19 protein-coding genes are annotated in these 16,870 nt (G+C 74.7%); 8 read left to right on the top strand and 11 right to left on the bottom strand.

The annotated features are described in order from the left end of the window. Positions 1-6 precede the first annotated feature (6 nt). A complete protein-coding gene (locus tag G1H19_RS15780) occupies positions 7-1,044 on the bottom strand; it encodes an NADP-dependent oxidoreductase (protein WP_162392350.1) in 1,038 nt (345 codons plus the stop codon). A gap of 237 nt (positions 1,045-1,281) precedes the next feature. Between G1H19_RS15780 and G1H19_RS15775 the strand changes: the two genes are divergently transcribed. Then, on the top strand, positions 1,282-2,058 hold the full coding sequence (locus G1H19_RS15775; protein ID WP_162392351.1) for an SDR family NAD(P)-dependent oxidoreductase: 777 nt from the start codon (positions 1,282-1,284) through the stop codon (positions 2,056-2,058). A 57-nt stretch (positions 2,059-2,115) separates the two neighbouring features. On the opposite strand, the gene G1H19_RS15770 is transcribed toward G1H19_RS15775, so the two are convergent. Beyond that, positions 2,116-2,796 carry a TetR/AcrR family transcriptional regulator gene (locus G1H19_RS15770; protein WP_202925773.1) on the bottom strand — a complete coding sequence of 227 codons (681 nt, stop codon included), beginning with the start codon at positions 2,794-2,796 and terminating at the stop codon, positions 2,116-2,118. Positions 2,797-2,861: 65 nt separating this feature from the next. On the opposite strand from G1H19_RS15770, the gene G1H19_RS15765 reads away from it, so the two are divergent. Further along, positions 2,862-3,464, top strand: coding sequence for a TetR/AcrR family transcriptional regulator (locus G1H19_RS15765; protein ID WP_152727376.1), 603 nt, complete (start codon positions 2,862-2,864; stop codon positions 3,462-3,464). Here the strand turns inward: G1H19_RS15765 and G1H19_RS15760 are convergent. From G1H19_RS15760 to G1H19_RS23370, 4 genes are all read right to left on the bottom strand, one after another. Next, a complete protein-coding gene (locus G1H19_RS15760) occupies positions 3,451-4,674 on the bottom strand; it encodes an aromatic ring-hydroxylating oxygenase subunit alpha (RefSeq protein ID WP_152727375.1) in 1,224 nt (407 codons plus the stop codon). The genes G1H19_RS15765 and G1H19_RS15760 overlap by 14 nt on opposite strands. After that, positions 4,671-5,027, bottom strand: a complete 357-nt coding sequence (locus G1H19_RS15755) for a putative quinol monooxygenase (RefSeq protein ID WP_202925774.1) — start codon at positions 5,025-5,027, stop codon at positions 4,671-4,673. The genes G1H19_RS15760 and G1H19_RS15755 overlap by 4 nt, the downstream gene beginning before the upstream one ends. Then, entirely contained in the window at positions 5,017-6,168 is a 1,152-nt protein-coding gene (locus tag G1H19_RS15750; RefSeq protein WP_162392352.1) for an aromatic ring-hydroxylating oxygenase subunit alpha, read from the bottom strand. The genes G1H19_RS15755 and G1H19_RS15750 overlap by 11 nt, the downstream gene beginning before the upstream one ends. Positions 6,169-6,281: 113 nt before the next feature. After that, positions 6,282-6,875, bottom strand: coding sequence for a pyridoxamine 5'-phosphate oxidase family protein (locus tag G1H19_RS23370; RefSeq protein ID WP_162392353.1), 594 nt, complete (start codon positions 6,873-6,875; stop codon positions 6,282-6,284). A gap of 94 nt (positions 6,876-6,969) precedes the next feature. Here G1H19_RS23370 and G1H19_RS15740 point away from each other — a divergent pair, with 94 nt between their 5' ends. Next, on the top strand, positions 6,970-7,413 hold the full coding sequence (locus tag G1H19_RS15740; RefSeq protein ID WP_162392354.1) for a nuclear transport factor 2 family protein: 444 nt from the start codon (positions 6,970-6,972) through the stop codon (positions 7,411-7,413). A gap of 43 nt (positions 7,414-7,456) precedes the next feature. Here G1H19_RS15740 and G1H19_RS15735 read toward each other — a convergent pair whose 3' ends face one another. Further along, positions 7,457-9,178 carry a PEP-utilizing enzyme gene (locus tag G1H19_RS15735; protein ID WP_152727371.1) on the bottom strand — a complete coding sequence of 574 codons (1,722 nt, stop codon included), beginning with the start codon at positions 9,176-9,178 and terminating at the stop codon, positions 7,457-7,459. A 131-nt stretch (positions 9,179-9,309) separates the two neighbouring features. Beyond that, positions 9,310-9,750 carry a nuclear transport factor 2 family protein gene (locus G1H19_RS15730; RefSeq protein WP_152727370.1) on the bottom strand — a complete coding sequence of 147 codons (441 nt, stop codon included), beginning with the start codon at positions 9,748-9,750 and terminating at the stop codon, positions 9,310-9,312. 38 nt (positions 9,751-9,788) lie between these two features. Here G1H19_RS15730 and G1H19_RS15725 point away from each other — a divergent pair, with 38 nt between their 5' ends. Beyond that, a complete protein-coding gene (locus G1H19_RS15725; RefSeq protein ID WP_152727369.1) occupies positions 9,789-10,553 on the top strand; it encodes a histidine phosphatase family protein in 765 nt (254 codons plus the stop codon). 38 nt (positions 10,554-10,591) lie between these two features. Here G1H19_RS15725 and G1H19_RS15720 read toward each other — a convergent pair whose 3' ends face one another. The 3 genes from G1H19_RS15720 to G1H19_RS15710 form a co-directional block, all read right to left on the bottom strand. Further along, positions 10,592-11,344, bottom strand: a complete 753-nt coding sequence (locus G1H19_RS15720; protein WP_162392355.1) for an SDR family NAD(P)-dependent oxidoreductase — start codon at positions 11,342-11,344, stop codon at positions 10,592-10,594. Positions 11,345-11,446: 102 nt separating this feature from the next. Continuing rightward, entirely contained in the window at positions 11,447-12,823 is a 1,377-nt protein-coding gene (locus G1H19_RS15715) for an aromatic ring-hydroxylating oxygenase subunit alpha (protein ID WP_162392356.1), read from the bottom strand. Continuing rightward, positions 12,820-13,065, bottom strand: coding sequence for a hypothetical protein (locus G1H19_RS15710; protein WP_152727367.1), 246 nt, complete (start codon positions 13,063-13,065; stop codon positions 12,820-12,822). The genes G1H19_RS15715 and G1H19_RS15710 overlap by 4 nt, the downstream gene beginning before the upstream one ends. 170 nt (positions 13,066-13,235) lie before the next feature. On the opposite strand from G1H19_RS15710, the gene G1H19_RS15705 reads away from it, so the two are divergent. From G1H19_RS15705 to G1H19_RS15690, 4 genes are read left to right on the top strand one after another with little or no spacing between them, the layout of a single operon-like run. Continuing rightward, positions 13,236-14,615 carry an aromatic ring-hydroxylating oxygenase subunit alpha gene (locus G1H19_RS15705; protein WP_162392357.1) on the top strand — a complete coding sequence of 460 codons (1,380 nt, stop codon included), beginning with the start codon at positions 13,236-13,238 and terminating at the stop codon, positions 14,613-14,615. After that, a complete protein-coding gene (locus G1H19_RS15700; RefSeq protein ID WP_152727366.1) occupies positions 14,612-14,854 on the top strand; it encodes a hypothetical protein in 243 nt (80 codons plus the stop codon). Before G1H19_RS15705 ends, G1H19_RS15700 begins: the two co-directional genes overlap by 4 nt. Before the next feature lie 4 nt (positions 14,855-14,858). After that, on the top strand, positions 14,859-15,917 hold the full coding sequence (locus G1H19_RS15695; RefSeq protein WP_152727365.1) for a zinc-dependent alcohol dehydrogenase: 1,059 nt from the start codon (positions 14,859-14,861) through the stop codon (positions 15,915-15,917). Then, positions 15,914-16,744, top strand: coding sequence for a sugar phosphate isomerase/epimerase family protein (locus tag G1H19_RS15690; protein ID WP_162392358.1), 831 nt, complete (start codon positions 15,914-15,916; stop codon positions 16,742-16,744). The genes G1H19_RS15695 and G1H19_RS15690 overlap by 4 nt, the downstream gene beginning before the upstream one ends. Positions 16,745-16,870 lie beyond the last annotated feature (126 nt).

Genomic DNA, 16,870 nt, shown 5'->3' with positions numbered 1-16,870 from the left:
GGCCGGTCAGGCCTGCACGGACGGGTCGAGGCGGACGAGCATCTTGCCGACGTTCGCCCCGCGCAGCATGCCCAGGAACGCCGTCACGGCCGAGCCCAGGTCGTCGGCGACGGTCTGCTTGGCGACCAGCTCACCGGAGCGGAGCCAGCCGGCGACGCGGCGCTCGAACTCCGGCCGCAGGTCCTCGTGGTCGCGCACGATGAACCCGCGCAGGGTGACCCGCTTGAGCACGGCCTGGATCAGGTGGTCGATGCTGGGCCGGCGCTGCTCGGCGTCGAACTGCGAGATCATGCCGCACAGCGCCACGCGCCCGCCCTGGCGCAGGCTCTCCAGCGCCGCCACCAGGTGGTCGCCGCCGACGTTGTCGAAGTAGACGTCGATGCCCTCCGGCGCCACCCGGGCCAGCCCGTCGCGCACCCGCTCGGCGCGGTGGTCGACGGCGCCGTCCAGGCCGAGCTCGTCGACCAGCAGCGCGGCCTTCCGCGCACCGCCGGCGCTGCCCACGACCGACGCGGCACCGAGCAGGCGCGCCAGCTGCCCCGCCGCCGAGCCGACCGCACCGGCCGCGGCGGACACGAAGACCGCGTCGCCGGCCCGCAGCTCGGCGGCCCGCACCAGGCCGACGTAGGCGGTGAACCCGGTCTGGCCCAGGACGCCCAGCCAGTCGGCGGGCGCGGCCAGCCCGGGGTCCACCACGGCCGCGGTGGCGGCGTCGACCACCGCGACGTCGCGCCAGCCCAGGCGGTGCCGCACCCAGGCGCCGGTCGGGACCCCCGCGGCCCGGCTGTCCAGCACCCGGCCCAGCGCTGAGCCGTCCAGCGGCTCGCCGACCCGGAAGTTGGTCGTGTAGTGCTTCTCGGTCTCCTCCAGGCGCCCCCGCATCGACGGGTCGACGCTCATCCAGGCGTTGCGCACCAGCAGCTGCCCCGGCCCGAGCTCCGGCAGGGCCCGCTCCTCCAGGGCGAAGTCGGCCGGCTGCGGGGCGCCCGCCGGCCGGCGGGCCAGCGTGACGACCCGCGTGGTGGTCGGCTGCGCCGTCGTCACGATGGGGCCTCCGCGATGTGGTGGGGCGGCGTGGCTGCGACGGTCCCGCAGCCGGCCGGCGGCCCATGGAGTTTGTTGACTCCGCGCAGAGTAACGGCTGGGCCGCGCAGGACAACCCCGAACCTCGATGGCGGCGCATGCGGTGCACGAAGCCCTTTCTGGCACAGATGTGGCGTGCTTCACTGTACGCCGACCCAAGTAAGTCGATCGCCCGGACCGGGTGCCCGAGGAGGAACCGTGCTGCTGCAGGACAAAGTCGCCGTGATCACCGGTGGGACGGCCGGACTCGGTCTGGGCATAGCCGAGGCCTACCTCCGCGAGGGGGGCAAGGTGGTGCTGATGGGCCGCCGCGCGGAGAAGGGCGAGAAGGTGGTGGCCGAGCTCGGCGTCGGCGACCGGGCGGTGTTCCGGCAGGGCGACGTGATGGAGAAGGACCAGATCGAGGCCACGATCGACTTCGCCGTCGAGCACTTCGGCCGGATCGACATCATGGTCAACAACGCCGGCGGCACCGGCGTGACCGCCCCCGTCGTCGACGTGACCGACGAGGACTGGGACCTCAACATGAAGTGGAACCTGTACTCGACCTTCTACGGGACCAGGCGAGCACTGAGGTACATGATCCCGCAGCAGTGCGGCCGGATCATCAACATGTCCTCGGTGGAGGGCAAGCACGGCAAGGCGGTGCTGTCCGGCTACGTCACCGCCAAGCACGCGGTCAACGGGCTCACCAAGGTCGCGGCCAAGGAGGTGGGCACGCAGGGCATCACGGTCAACGCCCTCTGCCCCGGCCTGGTGATCACCGAGATCGTGCAGGAGAACGGCCCGTCGACGGCGGCCGCCATGGGGATGACCTTCGAGGGCATGGTCGACCTGTTCTCCTCCGAGTCGGCGATCAAGCGGCCCATCACCGTCGAGGAGGTCTCCGCGATGGCCGTGCTGCTCGCCTCCGACGCCGGCGCCGGCATCACCGGGGCCATGCTGTCGATCGACGGCGGCACCGCCGCGTACTGACACCTGCAGCTGACACGTCCCGGCGGGGTGCCGGCCCGGTGGCCCGCACCCTGCCGGTCAGCGGCCGGCGGGCAGGTCCTGGCCGACGATCCGCATGGACACCTCGTCCAGGGCGGCGTGCAGCGCCCGCGGCGAGCGCCGGCTCAGCGGCCCGCCGTCCAGGCGCATGGGGTGGATGGCCATGAGCGTGTGGATCAGGGTGCGCACCGCCAGGCGCGTCGCGGCGTGCTGCGCGGCGTCCGAGCCGTGCCGGCGCTGGTCGGTGGGCACCGCCCGGGCGTAGACGTAGGCCCGTTCGATGTGCTGCTCCTCGAACTGCACGCGCAGCTGCCGGGCCTGCTCGGTGGCGCCCGGCAGGTGGCTGTAGAGCACCCGCGCGTGGTCCGGCCGGGCCTCGATCCACTGCCAGACGGCGTCGACGACGCGCGGCAGGGCCCGGGCCTGGTCCCCCTGCGGCCGGGCCCGCTCGACCACCTCGTCCAGCTCGGCGATCACCGACTGCAGGACGACGTCGAACAGCTCCTCCTTGCCGGAGAAGTGGTAGTAGACCGCGGTCGGCACCACGCCGGCCTCGTCGGCGACGTCCTGGATGCTCGTCTCGGCGAACCCGTTGCGGCTGAACACCTCGATCGCGGCGTCCACGATCTCCTGGCGGCGGGAGGGCCGGTGCGCGGGCAGCTTGGCCGGCCGGCGGGCGTCCACCTCGGCACCCTCGGCGGGCGGTGCTCCGTCCTCCACGGGTGTGCCTCCTCGGCGCTGGCGGGTGCGGCCCCCGCACCTCGGAGACGCACTAGTCTCTCACCGTGACCGCAGCGGACAAGCGCCCGGCGCACCGTCCGTCACGGCGCACCGCGGTCGTGCAGGCGGCGATGCAGCTGTTCGCCTCCCCCCGCTCCGACGCGGTGACCGTCGCCCAGATCGCCGAGGCCGCGGGGATGACCAGCGCCGCGGTCTACTACCACTTCGCCTCCAAGGACGACGTGCTGCTCGAGGGGCTGCGCTCCTTCGGCGAGGCGATGGTGACCGAGGCCCGCCGGGTGCAGCAGGACGTCGCCGCGCGGGGCGCCTCGGTCGGCGAGGTGCCGGTGCGGCTGCTGGGCTGGATGGACGCCCGCGCGGACGAAGCACGCGTGTGGTTCGTGACCTCCTCCGGGGTCAGCCTGGCCGTCGAGCAGCTGCGCCGCGAGCTGCGGCACGACCTGATGACGGTGTTCACGCGCGCGGCGAAGGCCGCCCGGGCCCGCACGTCGGCGGCCGAGGCCGCGGTCATCGCCACGGCCCTGCTCAGCCTGCTGGAGACCGCGGCCACCTCGTGGCTGGTCGAGGACGAGTCCCTGACCGGTCTGGGCCGGCCGGCGTTCCTGGAGGAGACCGACCTGCTGGCCCGGCGGATCACCAGCCTCTGACGGCCCGCTCACCGCCCCCGCTCGCGAGGTGCTCGCCGAGGGTGCGGTGGAAGTGCTGGACGCCGGGCTCGTTGCGCCCGAAGACGAAGTCCTGGTCGGCCATGGCCGCCAGCCCCCGCTGGATGCCGAAGCCGGCCTCGTAGTCCTCGTCGAGCACCACGTCGTGGAACCAGTCCCGGGTGTGGTCGGCGCCCTTGCGCTCCTCGTCGTCCAGGGGTTCCCGGCGCAGCAGGATGTGCTGCTCGGTGCGGGAGCTGTCCCAGGTGCGCCCCGGGAAGACGAAGGACACCGCGACCTGCTCGCGCCAGCCCCCGGCGATGGCCAGGCCCGGGTACAGCCAGTAGATCGCCCCCACGCAGGTGCGCGGGTCCCAGGTCTCCGGCGGGGCGTCCACGGCCTGGGCGATGGGCCGCAGCGCGAAGGAGTTGCGCTGGTGCGGACCCCAGGAGTCGAACGCGGCCATGTTCGACAGGTTGGTGCGGAAGACCGTGGTCCGGTGCAGCGAGGCGAAGTGGTAGCCCTCCAGGTAGCCGTCGACGACCAGCTTCCAGTTCGGGCCGTCCAGCGTCCGGGTCGACCAGTGGTGGCAGCCGGCCAGCTCGAGGGCGTCGAGCAACGTGAACAGCTCCGGGTCGATCCAGGCGTCGAGGTCGAGCTCCGCGCCCGGGGTCAGGCACACGAACACGATGCCGGCGCGCTCGGCCACCGGGAGCTGCCGCAGGCCGAGCTCGCTGCGGTCGACCGGGCCGAAGGTCTTCTCGCCGTAGACCCCGGTCAGGCACCCGGCCAGGTCGTAGGACCAGGAGTGGTAGGGGCAGGTGAGCCGGCGGGTCTGGCCGGTCCCGTCCGGGAGGATCGCGCCACCGCGGTGCCGGCAGGAGTTGACCATGGCGCGGAGCTCGCCGCCGCGATCGCGGGTGAGCACCAGCGGCGTGCCGACCACCTCGACCGCCTTGTACGAGCCCGGCGTCGGCAGCTCGCAGGACAGCGCGACCGGCAGCGGGCGGGTGCGGTGCACCGCCTGCACCTCGCGCTCCCATACCTCGGGGTCGGTGTAGTTGCGCACCGGCTCCCGCCACTGGTCGGCGACCGTGTCGGTCGTGGTGTGCCGGTGGTGCTCGACCAGCCGGGCCATGACGTCGAAGGCGTCCGCGCGCACGGTCGCGTCGCCGAACGCGACGCCGGCGGCGTACTCGGGTGCGGTGGTCATGCCGGGGACTCCTCGGTGCTGCGGGGGGCGGCGGCGCCGCCCATGGGTGCCGAGGCCACGACGGTGTGCCGGGCCAGCTGCCGGCCCGTGCGGGTCAGGCCGGCGATCGAGGCACGCAGCCGGGCGACGTGCGGCAGGGCCAGGTGCGCGGCCAGCGCCGCCTCGCCGCTCCAGTGCTCGAACACCCGGACCCGGCCCGGCACGAGGGCGTCGGGCGAGAACGCGTAGTCGACGCAGCCGGGCTCGCGCCGGCTCTCGGCCACCACCTCGGCGAAGGCGGCCAGCGCGGCGTCCCGATCGGCCGGGGCGAAGTCCATCCAGCCGGCGACGATCACGGCCGGGTCACTGCTCACGGCGCGCCTCGCCGGCGTCGAGCATCCGCTGCACGGTGCGGTGGAAGTGGGTGATCTTGCACTCGTGGTCGTTGAGCACGTTGCGCGTGTAGGCCGAGGAGGTGCGGGTGGCCGCCACCTCGCCGTAGATCTCGACGTCCTCGGCCACGACCTGCTTGAGCCGCTCCCAGTGCGCGTCCACCTCGGCGGTGTAGTCCTCGTCGCCCTGCGGGTCGTACTGCAGCTCCCAGGTCTCGAACCGGGTGCGGTCGACCGCCAGCGGCACGGCGCGGAAGAGCTGCAGGTGGTTGGGGTTGTTGTTGAACACCGCGGTCGGGAAGACCGTGTAGTGGCAGATGGCCAGGCCCTGGTGGTCGCGGCTCTCCTTGAGCCGGGGCAGCACGCCCTTGTAGGGCACGACCATCATCCCGTGCGGGCCCCAGTGGAAGAACGTGCTCTCCCGGCCGTCCTTGACGTCCTGCGCGGGCACCCGGTGCAGCGCCGGGGCGTGGTAGTTCTCGTTGAAGCCGTCGATGACGACCTTCCAGTTGACCGGCAGGTCGAACTCGAGCTTGTCGATCAGCAGCATGTCCTCCATGCGGTAGGCACCGAGGTCGCCGGTCAGCTCGGGGCCCAGCCACTCGGTCAGCGGCGGCGCGACGCCGGGACCGGCCAGCACCACCCACACCCAGCCACCCCACTCCGCGCACTCGACCGGCGGGGCGGCCAGCCCGTCGAGCTGCTCGGGCGCGAAGTCCTCCCGGTCGGGGACGCCGAGCACGGCGCCCTCCAGGTCGTAGGTCCAGTTGTGCCAGCGGCAGCGGAAGCGCCGGGCACCGCAGCCGGACTCCTTCACGATCCGCGCGCCGCGGTGCTGGCACACGTTGTGGAAGCCGGTCACCCCACCGTCGCGACGGCGGGTGACCACGATCGTCTCGCCCTGCCCCTCCCACACCTGGTGGTCACCGGCGGCGGGGATCTGCGAGGAGCGGCAGACGATCTGCCAGGTGCGGGCCAGCACGTCGGTGCGCTCCCGCTCGTAGCGCTCGGGGTCCCGGTAGACCGACGCCGGCACCGTGGCGGGCTCCGCGCCCGCGGGCAGCAGCGGGACGTCGGGACCGTGCCGGGGAGGCAGGTCCCCCCGGGTGGGGACGAAGACCACGAGACCCTCCGATCGGGGGCGGGACAGGCGCGCCGGCTGCGTGTGACCGAGCACACCTCCGGCGGCCCGACAGTGCCCCAAAGAGGAGACCGTGTCAAGTAACTAGGTCGCGCTCACGACGCCGGGCGGGTGGGCGCGGCCGACGGCGCCGCGGACCACATCGCCGCACCGTCGAAGCCGATCCGGCCGGCGGGCACGACCTCCAGCACGACCCGTCCGGGCGAGTCCAGGTGGGCGGCGAAGGACGCGGCCGCCGCCTCGTCGCCCGGGCGCAGGCGGGCGGCCAGGGCCGGGTAGAACCACGCTCGCGTCGCGTCGTCGTCGTGCACGACGCAGGTGCCGGTGCGGGTCAGCGACCGGCTCACCGCGATGCCCGACCCCCGGGAGCTGATGGCGATGCTGACCCGCGGGTCGCGGCGCACGGCAGCCACCCGCGGCCGGCCGGCCGTGGCGGTGAGCCAGAACCGCGAGTCGGCGACCAGGTAGTTCATGACCACGCCGCGCGGGTGCCCGTCGCGGTCCAGCCAGATGAAGGTGCACTCGGTCTGCCGCTCGAGCAGCTCGGCCTCCTGTTGCTGCCCGAGGGGGTAGGCGCGGACGTCCTCCCAGTCCCGGGCGGCGTCCCCGCGCATGGGGTCCCCGCCGCCCAGGGCGGGGCCGGTCGGGGCGGGGCTGGTCGGAGCGGGGCCGGTCGGCTGGTGGGTCACGGTGGTCTCTCCTCCTGCACGGGCGGACCCGGTGCGGCGCGGGTACGACGCCGGACGCCTTGCGCCGTCCGGGGGTGCTGTCTACGTTCTGCCGGTGTCCGATCCCGTACGGCTGCTGCTGGACCGCGCCGAGATCAGCGAGCTGCTGGCCCGCTACGCCACGGCCCTGGACTCCCGGGAGTGGGACCTGCTGGAGCAGGTCTTCACCGCCGACGCCCGCTGCGACTACGGCCCCCTCGGGACGCCGCGGGGCGTGCCGGAGATCGTCGCGCTGGTACGCGGCACCATCGGCGACCTGGACGCCACCCAGCACCTGCTGGCCAACGTGGTGGTGGGCGTCGACGGGGACGCGGCGACCGCGGACTGCTACCTGCTCGCCCAGCACGTGCGCCTGGGCGAGCCGGGGGGCGAGCACTACGAGATCGGCGCCCGCTACCACGACGAGCTGGTGCGCACCCCGGCCGGCTGGCGGATCGCGCACCGCACGCTGCACCGGTCGTGGCACCGGGGCAACCGGGACGTCGTCCGCCGCGGGTGAGCGGTGCCGCCGGCACCCCCGCGGGGGCGCCGGCGGCCGGCGGTCAGACGCTGAGCACCGTCACCCGGCCGGTGGAGCCGTCGACCTCCACCTCGGCCCCGTCGGGGATGCGCCGCGTGGCGCCGGTGACGCCGGCGGCGCACGGGATGCCCAGCTCGCGGCTGACGATCATCGCGTGGCTGCCCATCGCGCCGACGTCCACCACGACGGCGCTGGCCACCATGAACAGCGGCGTCCAGGACGGGTCGGTCTGCGGCGCCACCAGCACCTCGCCCGGCTGGAACTCCGAGATGCTGGCCGTGTCCCGCACGATGCGCGCCCGGCCGCGGGCGACCCCGGCCGAGGCCGGCCCGCCCTGCAGCACGTCGCCCGCCCGGGCGACCTGGACCCCGGCCTGCTCCCGCCGCGGGATGTCGGCCAGCGCTGGCACGCCCGCGCGGGAGTCCAGGAACGTCGGGATGTCCAGGCCGGCGAGGCGGTGCCACTCCCGCTCCCGCTCCGCCAGCCGCTCGGTCAGCGCCTGCGGCTCGGCGATGAGGACGTCGAGCTCCTCGTCGGTGGCCATGAACAGCTGCTGCGGGGAGGCCAGGTGGCCCTCGGCGTGCAGCCGCCGGGCGAGCTCGGTCAACGCCATCCGCGCCTCGTGCATGACCTTGATGCAGTTGGTCTTGGCCCGCTCCCGCCACGCGCCGAAGCGCCGGGCCGAGGCGACGGCGAGCTCGAAGGTCTGCCGGGCCTCGACGCTCTCCCCCAGGACGGCGAACGCCTTGGCGGTCGCCTCGGCGCGCTGCCGGTCCTGCTCCCCCTGCCGCGAGCCGGGCGAGGCCTGGTCGTCCAGCTGGCGCAGCCGGTCCACCAGGCCCAGCGCGAGCTCCGGGCGGGTCTCCCACGAGTCGGCCCCCAGGTCCCACTCGCTGGGGCCGCGGTAGCCGAAGTCGCGCAGGAAACGGTGGAACTGGGAGGCGAAGTCGGCGTGCCCGGCCTCCAGCCGGCCCAGCAGCCCGTCGACGCCGCCGTCGAACGTCGCGGTCAGCGACGGGTCGGCGCGCACCACGCGGGAGAGGTCCCACAGCGCGAACGAGGGGGCGGCGGAGTCCACCTCGCCGGCCTGCCCGATCACCTGGACCACCAGGGAGGCGTCGGCCTCACCGAGGAGCTGGGCGAGGACCGCGGGGCCGGTGGCCGCCTGGTTGCTGGCGATGGTCTCGCTGCGCCAGCACAGCCGCTCCAGCGGCATCAGGGAGCGGGCGTACATCACCAGGGCGGCCGGGGACAGCGTGGCCAGGTCGGGCCGGGCCACCCGCACCCGCTCGGCGATCTGCCGCTCCTCCTCCACCTCGGGGAACGTGGTGGTGGTCAGCGCCCACTGGGTGCGGGCGGCCATCCGGGCGCTGAGCTCGGCGTTGACGTCGTCGGGGCGCTCGTCGTGCGGGGGCGAGTCGGCGCTGAAGAACGCCGCGTCGATGGCCCGCCAGCCGATGCCGGCCCGGATGCCGACGACCCGCACGTTGGACTGGTTGATGTAGAGGTAGCCGTAGAAGAAGCCGGCCACCGGGGCCATCTCCTCCTGGGCGAGCTCGGAGGGGGTGAAGGCGTCCAGCGCGGCGTAGCCGGCCGCCCAGCCCGGGATGATGTGCGGGATCCAGCAGAAGCTGGCACCCAGCGGGGTGATCGGGTCGGGCAGCACGTCGTTGGCGTTGAGCCGCGTGTAGACCGGGAACTGCTGACTCGGGACGGTGTCGATCAACCAGCCGTGCTCGGCCATCGGCGAGGTCCTTCCTGGCTCGGAGCGGGAGGACCCGCTGTGACCCGGCTCACGACGCCGGGTGGCCGGAACTCTAGAGGCACTAACTTGTGACTGTCACTAGTTTCAGCGGCGGCGGGCCGGTCGACCGGTCAGCGGGGCGGCAGCGGCACGACGGTGCCGGGGTCCAGCGGCCCGCGGTAGACCATCGAGTGCCGGCGCGCGGCGAACCGCCAGCCCGCGTCGGTGCGGCGGTAGACGTCGTCGTAGTGGCCCAGGTGCAGCGCGCCGGTGCCGTCGGCCCGGTGGTTGAGCTCCAGCACCCACCACGACCCGGTCGCGGTCCCGCCGTCGAGCTGCACGGTGCCGGTGGGGGCCAGCTGGGCGACCCACGGGTAGCGCTCCAGGGCCGAGGTCCACAGCTCGACGACGGCGGCCCGGCCGTGCACGACCCGCCCGCCGCCCAGGTCCCACACCGCGTCGTCGGTCCAGGTCCCGGCCCAGGCGACCGGGTCGCGGCGGGACACCGCGTCGCAGTACCGGGCGACCAGGTCGCGCACGGCGAGCTCGTCCTCGGCGCCGCACCCGCTCACGACCTGCACCCTCGGCCGCGTCCGCTACCGTCCGCCGGGTGACCTCCGCGCACCCGGTGCCCGCGTCCCCGGCGACACCCTCGCCGGCCCGCCGGCCGCCCGCGCCGGCACCTCCGCCGTTCTCGATGCACGACACCTTCCTGCTCTCCCAGCCCGACGGCACCGAGCTCACCCTGGTCCGGCACGGGCAGCAGCAGGTCCCGACCTCGCCGGTGTTCCTGCCGGCCGAGTGGGTGGACCCGCCGCTGTCGGCGGTGGGCCGGCGCCAGGCCGAGCTGGTGGGGCAGGCACTGGCAGCCCAGCCGGTCGACCTGGTGGCCACCAGCCACCTGAGCCGCGCCCGGGAGACCGCCGAGCAGGTCGCGCGCCACCACGGCCTCTCGCCCGAGGTGCACGAGGACCTGCGCGAGGTGGAGGTCTTCCGCGACCTGCCCGACGGCACCTCCCCCGGCGACGCCCTGCCGGAGCCGTTCTGGGCCGGCGTGCGCGCCCGGTTCCCGCTGGAGCGCCGCTGGGACCTGGTGCCCTTCGGCGAGGGCAGCGCCGAGCTGCGCCAGCGGGTGGTGTCCACCATCGAGGGCCTGCTCGCGCTGCACCCCGGCTCGAACCTGGTGGTGGTCTGCCACGGCGGGGTGGTCAACGCCTACCTCGCCCACCTGCTCGGGGTCGCCGAGGACATGTTCTTCATGCCCGCGCACACCTCGGTCAGCCGGGTGCGCCGGCTGGGTGCCCGCCGGGCACTGCACAGCCTCAACGAGCGTGACCACCTGACCGGCGCCGAGCCGGGGCTGCTGACCTACTGACCTCCCCGGCACCCGCCGGCACGGACGGCCCGGCACCGTCAGACCACCGTCTCGCCGCCGTCGACGACCAGCGTCGCACCGGTCACGAAGCCGGCGTCGTCGGAGAGCAGGAAGCACGCGGCGGCGGCCTGCTCGTCGGGCTCGGCGACCCGCCTCTGGATGGTGCCGGCACCGAAGGCCACCGAGCCGCGCTCCAGGTCGCCGTCCCCGCGGGCGAGGATGATCGGCTCGGTCATCCCCGAGCGGGTGCGCCCCGGGGCCAGCGCGTTCACCCGCACCTGCGGCCCGACCTCCAGGGCCAGCTGGCGGGTGAAGCCGAGCACGGCGGCCTTGGCCGCGCCGTAGGGCGCGTTGTCGCGCTGGGCGACCAGCGCGGCGACCGACGCGACGGTGACGATGGACCCGCCACCGCGGCGCCGCAGCAACGGCAGTGCGTGCTTGCAGACCAGGAAGGTGCCGCCGGCGTGCACCAGCATCATCCGGTTCCAGCGCTCCAGCGACCACTGCTCGATCGGCCCGAACTCGGCGTGACCGGCGGCGCTGAGCACGGCGTCGATCCCACCCAGCTGCTGCTCGGCCGCGGCGAGCGCGGCGCGGACCGACTCCTCGTCGGCGACGTCGCAGGCCAGCCCGACCGCTCCGTCCAGCTCCGCCGCGACCGCCCGGGCCCGGTCGCCGTCCAGGTCGGCGACGGCGACCCGACCACCCTCGGCGGTGAAGCGGCGGGCCACCGCGGCCGCGATGCCGGACCCGCCGCCGGTGGCGAACAGGACCTTGTCCGAGAAGCGCACGGGACCTCCGGGTGGGGTGGACGGTCGGCTCACCACGCACGGGCGCAGGCCCGGGTGGTCACCCGCCCACGCAAGCAGATACTGGTGACCCCGTCAAGAAACTCAGCGGTCGTCGCCCACCCACCGGTCGTACAGGTCGTGGAAGTGCCGGATCTTGCTCTCCTGGTAGACGGCGAACGACAGCCCCGGCTTCCGGCTGGCCCGCAGGCCCTTCTGCACCGCCTCCAGGTTGAACTCGTCCTGGTCGAAGACGCGGGCCAGCGACCCCAGCTCCCCCACTGCGCTGCGCCACGGCTCGTCCGGGCCGAGCCGGCGTTCCCGTGCCGGCGGCGGCCGCTCACCGGCGAACGGGGCGAGCAGCAGCACGTCCATGATGCAGCGCTCGTGGTCGTCGCCGTCGGGTCGCCAGCGGTAGGTGATCTGGTTGTAGCCACCCCACGGGTGCATGTTCGGGAACACGGTGAGGAAGTGGCTGTCGACCAGCTCGGCGTCCGACAGCTCGTCGGCCCGCTCGCCGATGACCGGGCGCAGGGAGCGCCGGGCCGACCGGGCCAGCGCCTGGCGCGCCGTCCAGCCGTCCGGCACCTCGAGGCCCGGGGGGTCGTCCATCCGCTGGTCGACCTGGGAGTCCAGCCGCTCCTGCTCGGTCGGGTCCCACGGCAGGTAGGGGCTGGGCACCCCGCGCGGTGAGATGGCGCGGGAGACGTTGCCGAAGACGTCGTACTGGGAGTTGGCGTCACCGAAGCCCGGGAGCAGCTGCGGGTGCGTGGTGATCACGTGGTAGGACTCCATGAAGGCCTCCTGCGCGACCTTCCAGTTGGTCCGGATCACCTTCGACAGGTGCACGCGGGTGTACCGCTCGGTCAGCGGCCAGCGCTCGAACAGCGCGTCCAGGTCACCGAGGAAGTCCGCCAGCGGCGCGCAGTCCGGGTCGGGGTTGAGGAACACGAACCCGCCCCACGTGCCCACCGCCACCTCGGGCAGCGTGAAGGCGTCCGGGCGCACCTGCGGGAAGTCCCAGGCGCTGGGCACCCGCTTGAGCCGGCCGCCCAGCGACCAGCAGAAGCCGTGGAAGGCGCACTCCAGCTCCTCGACCCGCCCGGGCCCGTCGCGCAGCGTCCGGCCGCGGTGCAGGCACGCGTTGACGTAGCCGCGGATGCCCCCGGCCCCCGGCGCGGCGCGCACCAGCAGGTAGCTCTTGTCCACGATGTCGTAGACCTGGGTGTCCCCCACCTCGGCGAGCAGCTCCTCGCGGCAGGCGAACTGCCAGACCCGCGACCACAGGTGCTCCTTCTCCCGCTCGTGCCAGGCGCGGTCGAGGTACCGCTCGACCGGCACGTCCTGCTCGCCGAAGTACCCGGGCTCGGAGCGGCGCAGCAGTGCCGGCACCGGCTTGCTGTCCCGGTCCAGCAGGTCCTGGTAGCTGGGCCCCCGGCCCAGGAAGCCGGTGCGGGGGCGGCCGTCGGGCTCGGCGGTCACGAGAACGTCTCCTCGGTCTCGAAGCGGCGGCTGCGGCTGCCCGGGCCACCCGGCTCCCGGCCACCGCTGACGATCCAGCGGCACAGCTCGGGGTCGGCCCGGCGCACCTCGCCGGCCACCCAGCCGCCGTCCCGGTCGAACCGGCCCTGCCGGCCCTCGCGGTCGGTGACCAGCACCGGCCCGTGGTCGTCGGGTGCCCACTCGTAGACCGCACGGCTGAGCGCGTGCCTGATCTTGCGCATCCACCCTCCCCGGGGCCGGCAGCGGCACGGGCCGCGCACTTTCTGCTGTCCGTGACCAGTATGTACTCGACCGCGCCACCGGGGAGGCCCCGGACACGATCCGACGTCGACAACCGGGCCCGGCACTTTGTACGGTTGCCCTCAAGTTACTCACGCCCAGGGAGCCGACCGTGACGATCTCCGAGGTGCCCGGCAGGACGCGCACGGCCGGCCTGAGCTGGTACGACCTGGTCGGCGAGGACGAGCACCCGCCGGCCGAGCACCTGCGCCGCCGGCACCCCTACACCGCCCGCACGCAGCACGTGCCGGTGGAGCGCTACACCAGCCGCGCCTGGCACGAGGCCGAGCGGCGTCACCTGTGGCGCCGGGTGTGGCAGATGGCCTGCCGGGAGGAGCACCTGCCCGAGGTGGGCAGCTACGTGGTCTACGACATCGCCGGCGACTCCTACCTGGTGACCCGCACCCGGGACGGGTCCATCCGCGCCTACGTCAACGCCTGCCTGCACCGGGGCCGCGCGCTGAAGGACGACGACGGCCGGTGCAGCGAGTTCCGCTGCTCGTTCCACGGCTTCACCTGGAAGCTGGACGGCACGCTGCGGCACATGCCCGGGAGCCGGGAGTTCCCGGAGATCGAGGCCGACCGGGACGCGTGGCGGCTGCCCGAGGCGGCCGTGGGCACCTGGGGCGGGTTCGTCTTCCTCAACCCCGACCCGGACGCCGAGCCGCTGGCGGACTTCCTCGGCGGGCTGCCCGAGCACTTCCGCGGCTGGGACCTGGAGCACCGGTACGTGCAGGCGCACGTGGCCAAGCAGGTGCGCTGCAACTGGAAGGTGGCGCAGGAGGCGTTCGACGAGGGCCTGCACCTGGGCGCCACCCACCCGCAGTCGGCGCCCTACGTCGGCGACGCGAACAGCGCCGTCGACGTCTACGGCACGTGGGCGCGGCAGATCAGCCCGTCGGGCACCCCGATCGAGGAGATCCCGGTCGAGCCCACCGAGCGGGACATCCTCGCCCGGATGCTGGACGTGCGCGAGGGCGAGGACCTGCCCATCCCGTTCGAGCAGCGCACCACCGCGCGCGACAGCATGGCCACCGCGGCCCGGGAACGCTGGCGGGCGGTGCTCGGCGACGAGGTGGACGGCGTCTCCGACGCGGAGTTCGTCGACCACTGGAACTACGCCGTCTTCCCCAACCTGCACCCCTGGGGGGCGTTCAACCGGATCGTCTACCGGTTCCGGCCCGACGGCGACCGGCACGACCGGTGCATCTTCGAGGTCATGTTCCTGACGCCCTTCCGCGGCGAGCGGCCCCCGCCCGCGCCGGTGCGCCGGCTGGGGCTCGACGACCCGTGGACCGAGGCCACCGAGCTGCAGACCCTGGCCCTGGTGATGGAGCAGGACTGCTTCAACATGGAGGCGGTGCAGCGCGGGCTGCAGGCCACCCGGCGCTCGCACCTGATCACCTCCGACTTCCAGGAGGACGTGATCAGCTGGCGCCACGACCTGCTCACCGACTGGGTGGAGCGGCCCGCCGCCCGGGAGCGGGCATGACCCAGCCGACCGGTGGGATCCGGCACCCGCTGAACCCCCGCGCGCTGTACTCCCCGGACGAGGGCGGCACCGTGCGGGTGACCATGGGCCGGCGGTGCGGCCGCTTCAGCCGGGACGGCCGGTGGCTGGAGGGTCCGCTGTTCGAGGCCGACCCCGAGCTGTGCCTGTGGGTGTCGGCGCCGCGGCCGGCCGGTCACCACCGGCTCAGCCGGCTGGTCGACGCGCCCGCCGAACGCTGAGCACGTGGCCGTGACCGCGGTGACCGCGGCGCTGGTCACCGGCGCCGGGCGGCTGGAGCTGCGCACCCTGCCGGCGCAGGAGCCCGGCCCCGGCACGGTCGCGGTGGACATCGCGCTGTGCGGCATCTGCGGCACCGACGTGGCCTCCTACCGCACCGGCCACCTGCACAGCCCCGCGGTGTGCGGGCACGAGTGGGTCGGCGTCGTCGCCGACGTGGGCCCCGGCGTCGCCGCACCCCTGGCCGGGCAGCGCGTCGTCGTCGCGGTGCCCCCGGCGTGCGGGCACTGCCCGGAGTGCCGCGCCGGGCTCGGCGACCACTGCCGCACCGCGTCGCTGGTCGCCCGCGGGCGCGACCCGCTGGCCCCCGCCCACGGCGGGTTCGCCACCCGGATCGTCGTCGCTGCCGGCCGGGTGCTGCCCGCCCACCCCGGCCTGTCCGACGAGGAGGCCGCCCAGGTGGAGCCCGCGGCCGTGGCCCTGCACGGGGTGCGCCGCTCCCGGGTGCGCCCCGGCGACGCCGTGGTGGTGCAGGGCGCCGGCCCGATCGGCCTGCTGGTCGCCCAGTTCGCCCGCGCCGCCGGGGCCGGGCAGGTCCTGGTCGTGGAACCCTCACCCGGCCGCCGCGCCCTCGCCGCCACGCTCGGCGCCACGCTGGCCGTGGCCCCCGCGGCGGCCGCGGACGCGGTGCAGGAGGCGACCGGCGGGCTGGGCGCCGACGTCGTCCTGGAGTGCACCGGCGTGGCGTCGCTGCTGCAGGGCGCCGCGGAGCTGGCCCGTACCGGCGGCGTGGTCGGGCTGCTCAGCTACCTGAGCGAGCCGGCCGCGCTGCAGGGTGCGCACTGGCTGGCCCGGGAGCTGACCCTGGTGGCGTCCAACGCCTGCACCCACGAGGACGTCCGCCGGGCGATGTCCTTCCTCGCCGACGGCCGGGTGCAGGCGGCGCCGCTGCACACCCGCACGGTCGGGCTGGCCGACCTGGACGCGACCCTGCGCTCGCTGGCCGCCGGGGCCGGCGACGACGTCAAGGTGCTGGTGGACCCGCGCCGCGGGCCGGCGTCGTGATCGGCAGCGAGCTGGTGCTCAGCCACTTCAGCCTGGGCCGGCACCGGCCGTTCGAGGAGCGGGTGCGGGCGGCAGCCGGCGCCGGGTTCGCCGGGATTGGTCTCTACGCCGGTGAGCACCGGCGGCTGCTGGCCGAGGGCGCCACCGACGCGGACCTGCGTGCGGTGCTCGACGCGCACGGCATGCGCGTCGTGGAACTGGAGGTGCTGCGCGGCTGGTCGGCGGTGGGCGCGGAGGCCGAGGCGTACCGGGCCGCCGAACGCGAGGTCTTCGCCATGGCCGGGACGCTCGGCCCCGCCCGGCACGTCCAGGTGGTCGGCCCGTACCTGGGCACCCTGGACGACGCGGCGGAGGCCTTCGCCGGGGTGTGCGACCGCGCGGCCGAGCACGGGCTGGCCGCGGCGCTGGAGTTCCTGCCGGAGATGACCAACATCCCGGACGCCGGCACCGCGCTGGAGCTGGTCACCCGGGCCGGGCGCCCCAACGGCGGGCTGTGCATCGACGTGTGGCACCACGTGCGCGGCGCGCACGACGAGGCGATGCTGCGACGGGTGCCGCCGGAGCGGGTGGTCGCCGTCCAGCTGGGCGACGGGCCGCGGCGCCGGGTCGAGGCCGACTACCGCTCGGACTGCACGCGGCACCGGCAGGTGCCCGGCGAGGGCGAGTTCGACCTGCCCCGGTTCCTGCGGCTGCTCGACAGGATGGGGGTGCGGGTGCCGCTGTCGGTCGAGGTGCTCTCCGAGCAGCTGCTGGCGCTGCCGGCCGACGTGCTGGCGCGCCGGTTGTACGACGGCACGCGTGCCGTGCAGGCCGCCGCGGCCGGCTGACCGGCCCGCACGGGCGCGGCCGGCTGCAGCTCCGGGGCCCGGTGCGGGCCTCGGGTCGGCGTGCCCGGATCCAGCGCTGCAGGCCCCTGGTGGCGGCCGGCGTGCCCGGATGCAGCGCTGCAGGCC

The organism is Goekera deserti (genome assembly GCF_010685995.1).
In the GTDB taxonomy this organism is placed as follows: domain Bacteria; phylum Actinomycetota; class Actinomycetes; order Mycobacteriales; family Geodermatophilaceae; genus Goekera; species Goekera deserti.
This window is presented reverse-complemented; position numbering and strand designations above follow the sequence as displayed.

What these genes read in the sequence shown, in the direction of transcription:
- G1H19_RS15735 (WP_152727371.1), bottom strand. Translation starts at nt 9,178, where the DNA reads ATGGCCGAGCACGGCTGGTTGATCGACACCGTCCCGAGTCAGCAGTTC.
- G1H19_RS15700 (WP_152727366.1), top strand. Translation starts at nt 14,612, where the DNA reads ATGACCCAGCCGACCGGTGGGATCCGGCACCCGCTGAACCCCCGCGCG.
- G1H19_RS15760 (WP_152727375.1), bottom strand. Translation starts at nt 4,674, where the DNA reads ATGACCACCGCACCCGAGTACGCCGCCGGCGTCGCGTTCGGCGACGCG.
- G1H19_RS15710 (WP_152727367.1), bottom strand. Translation starts at nt 13,065, where the DNA reads ATGCGCAAGATCAGGCACGCGCTCAGCCGTGCGGTCTACGAGTGGGCA.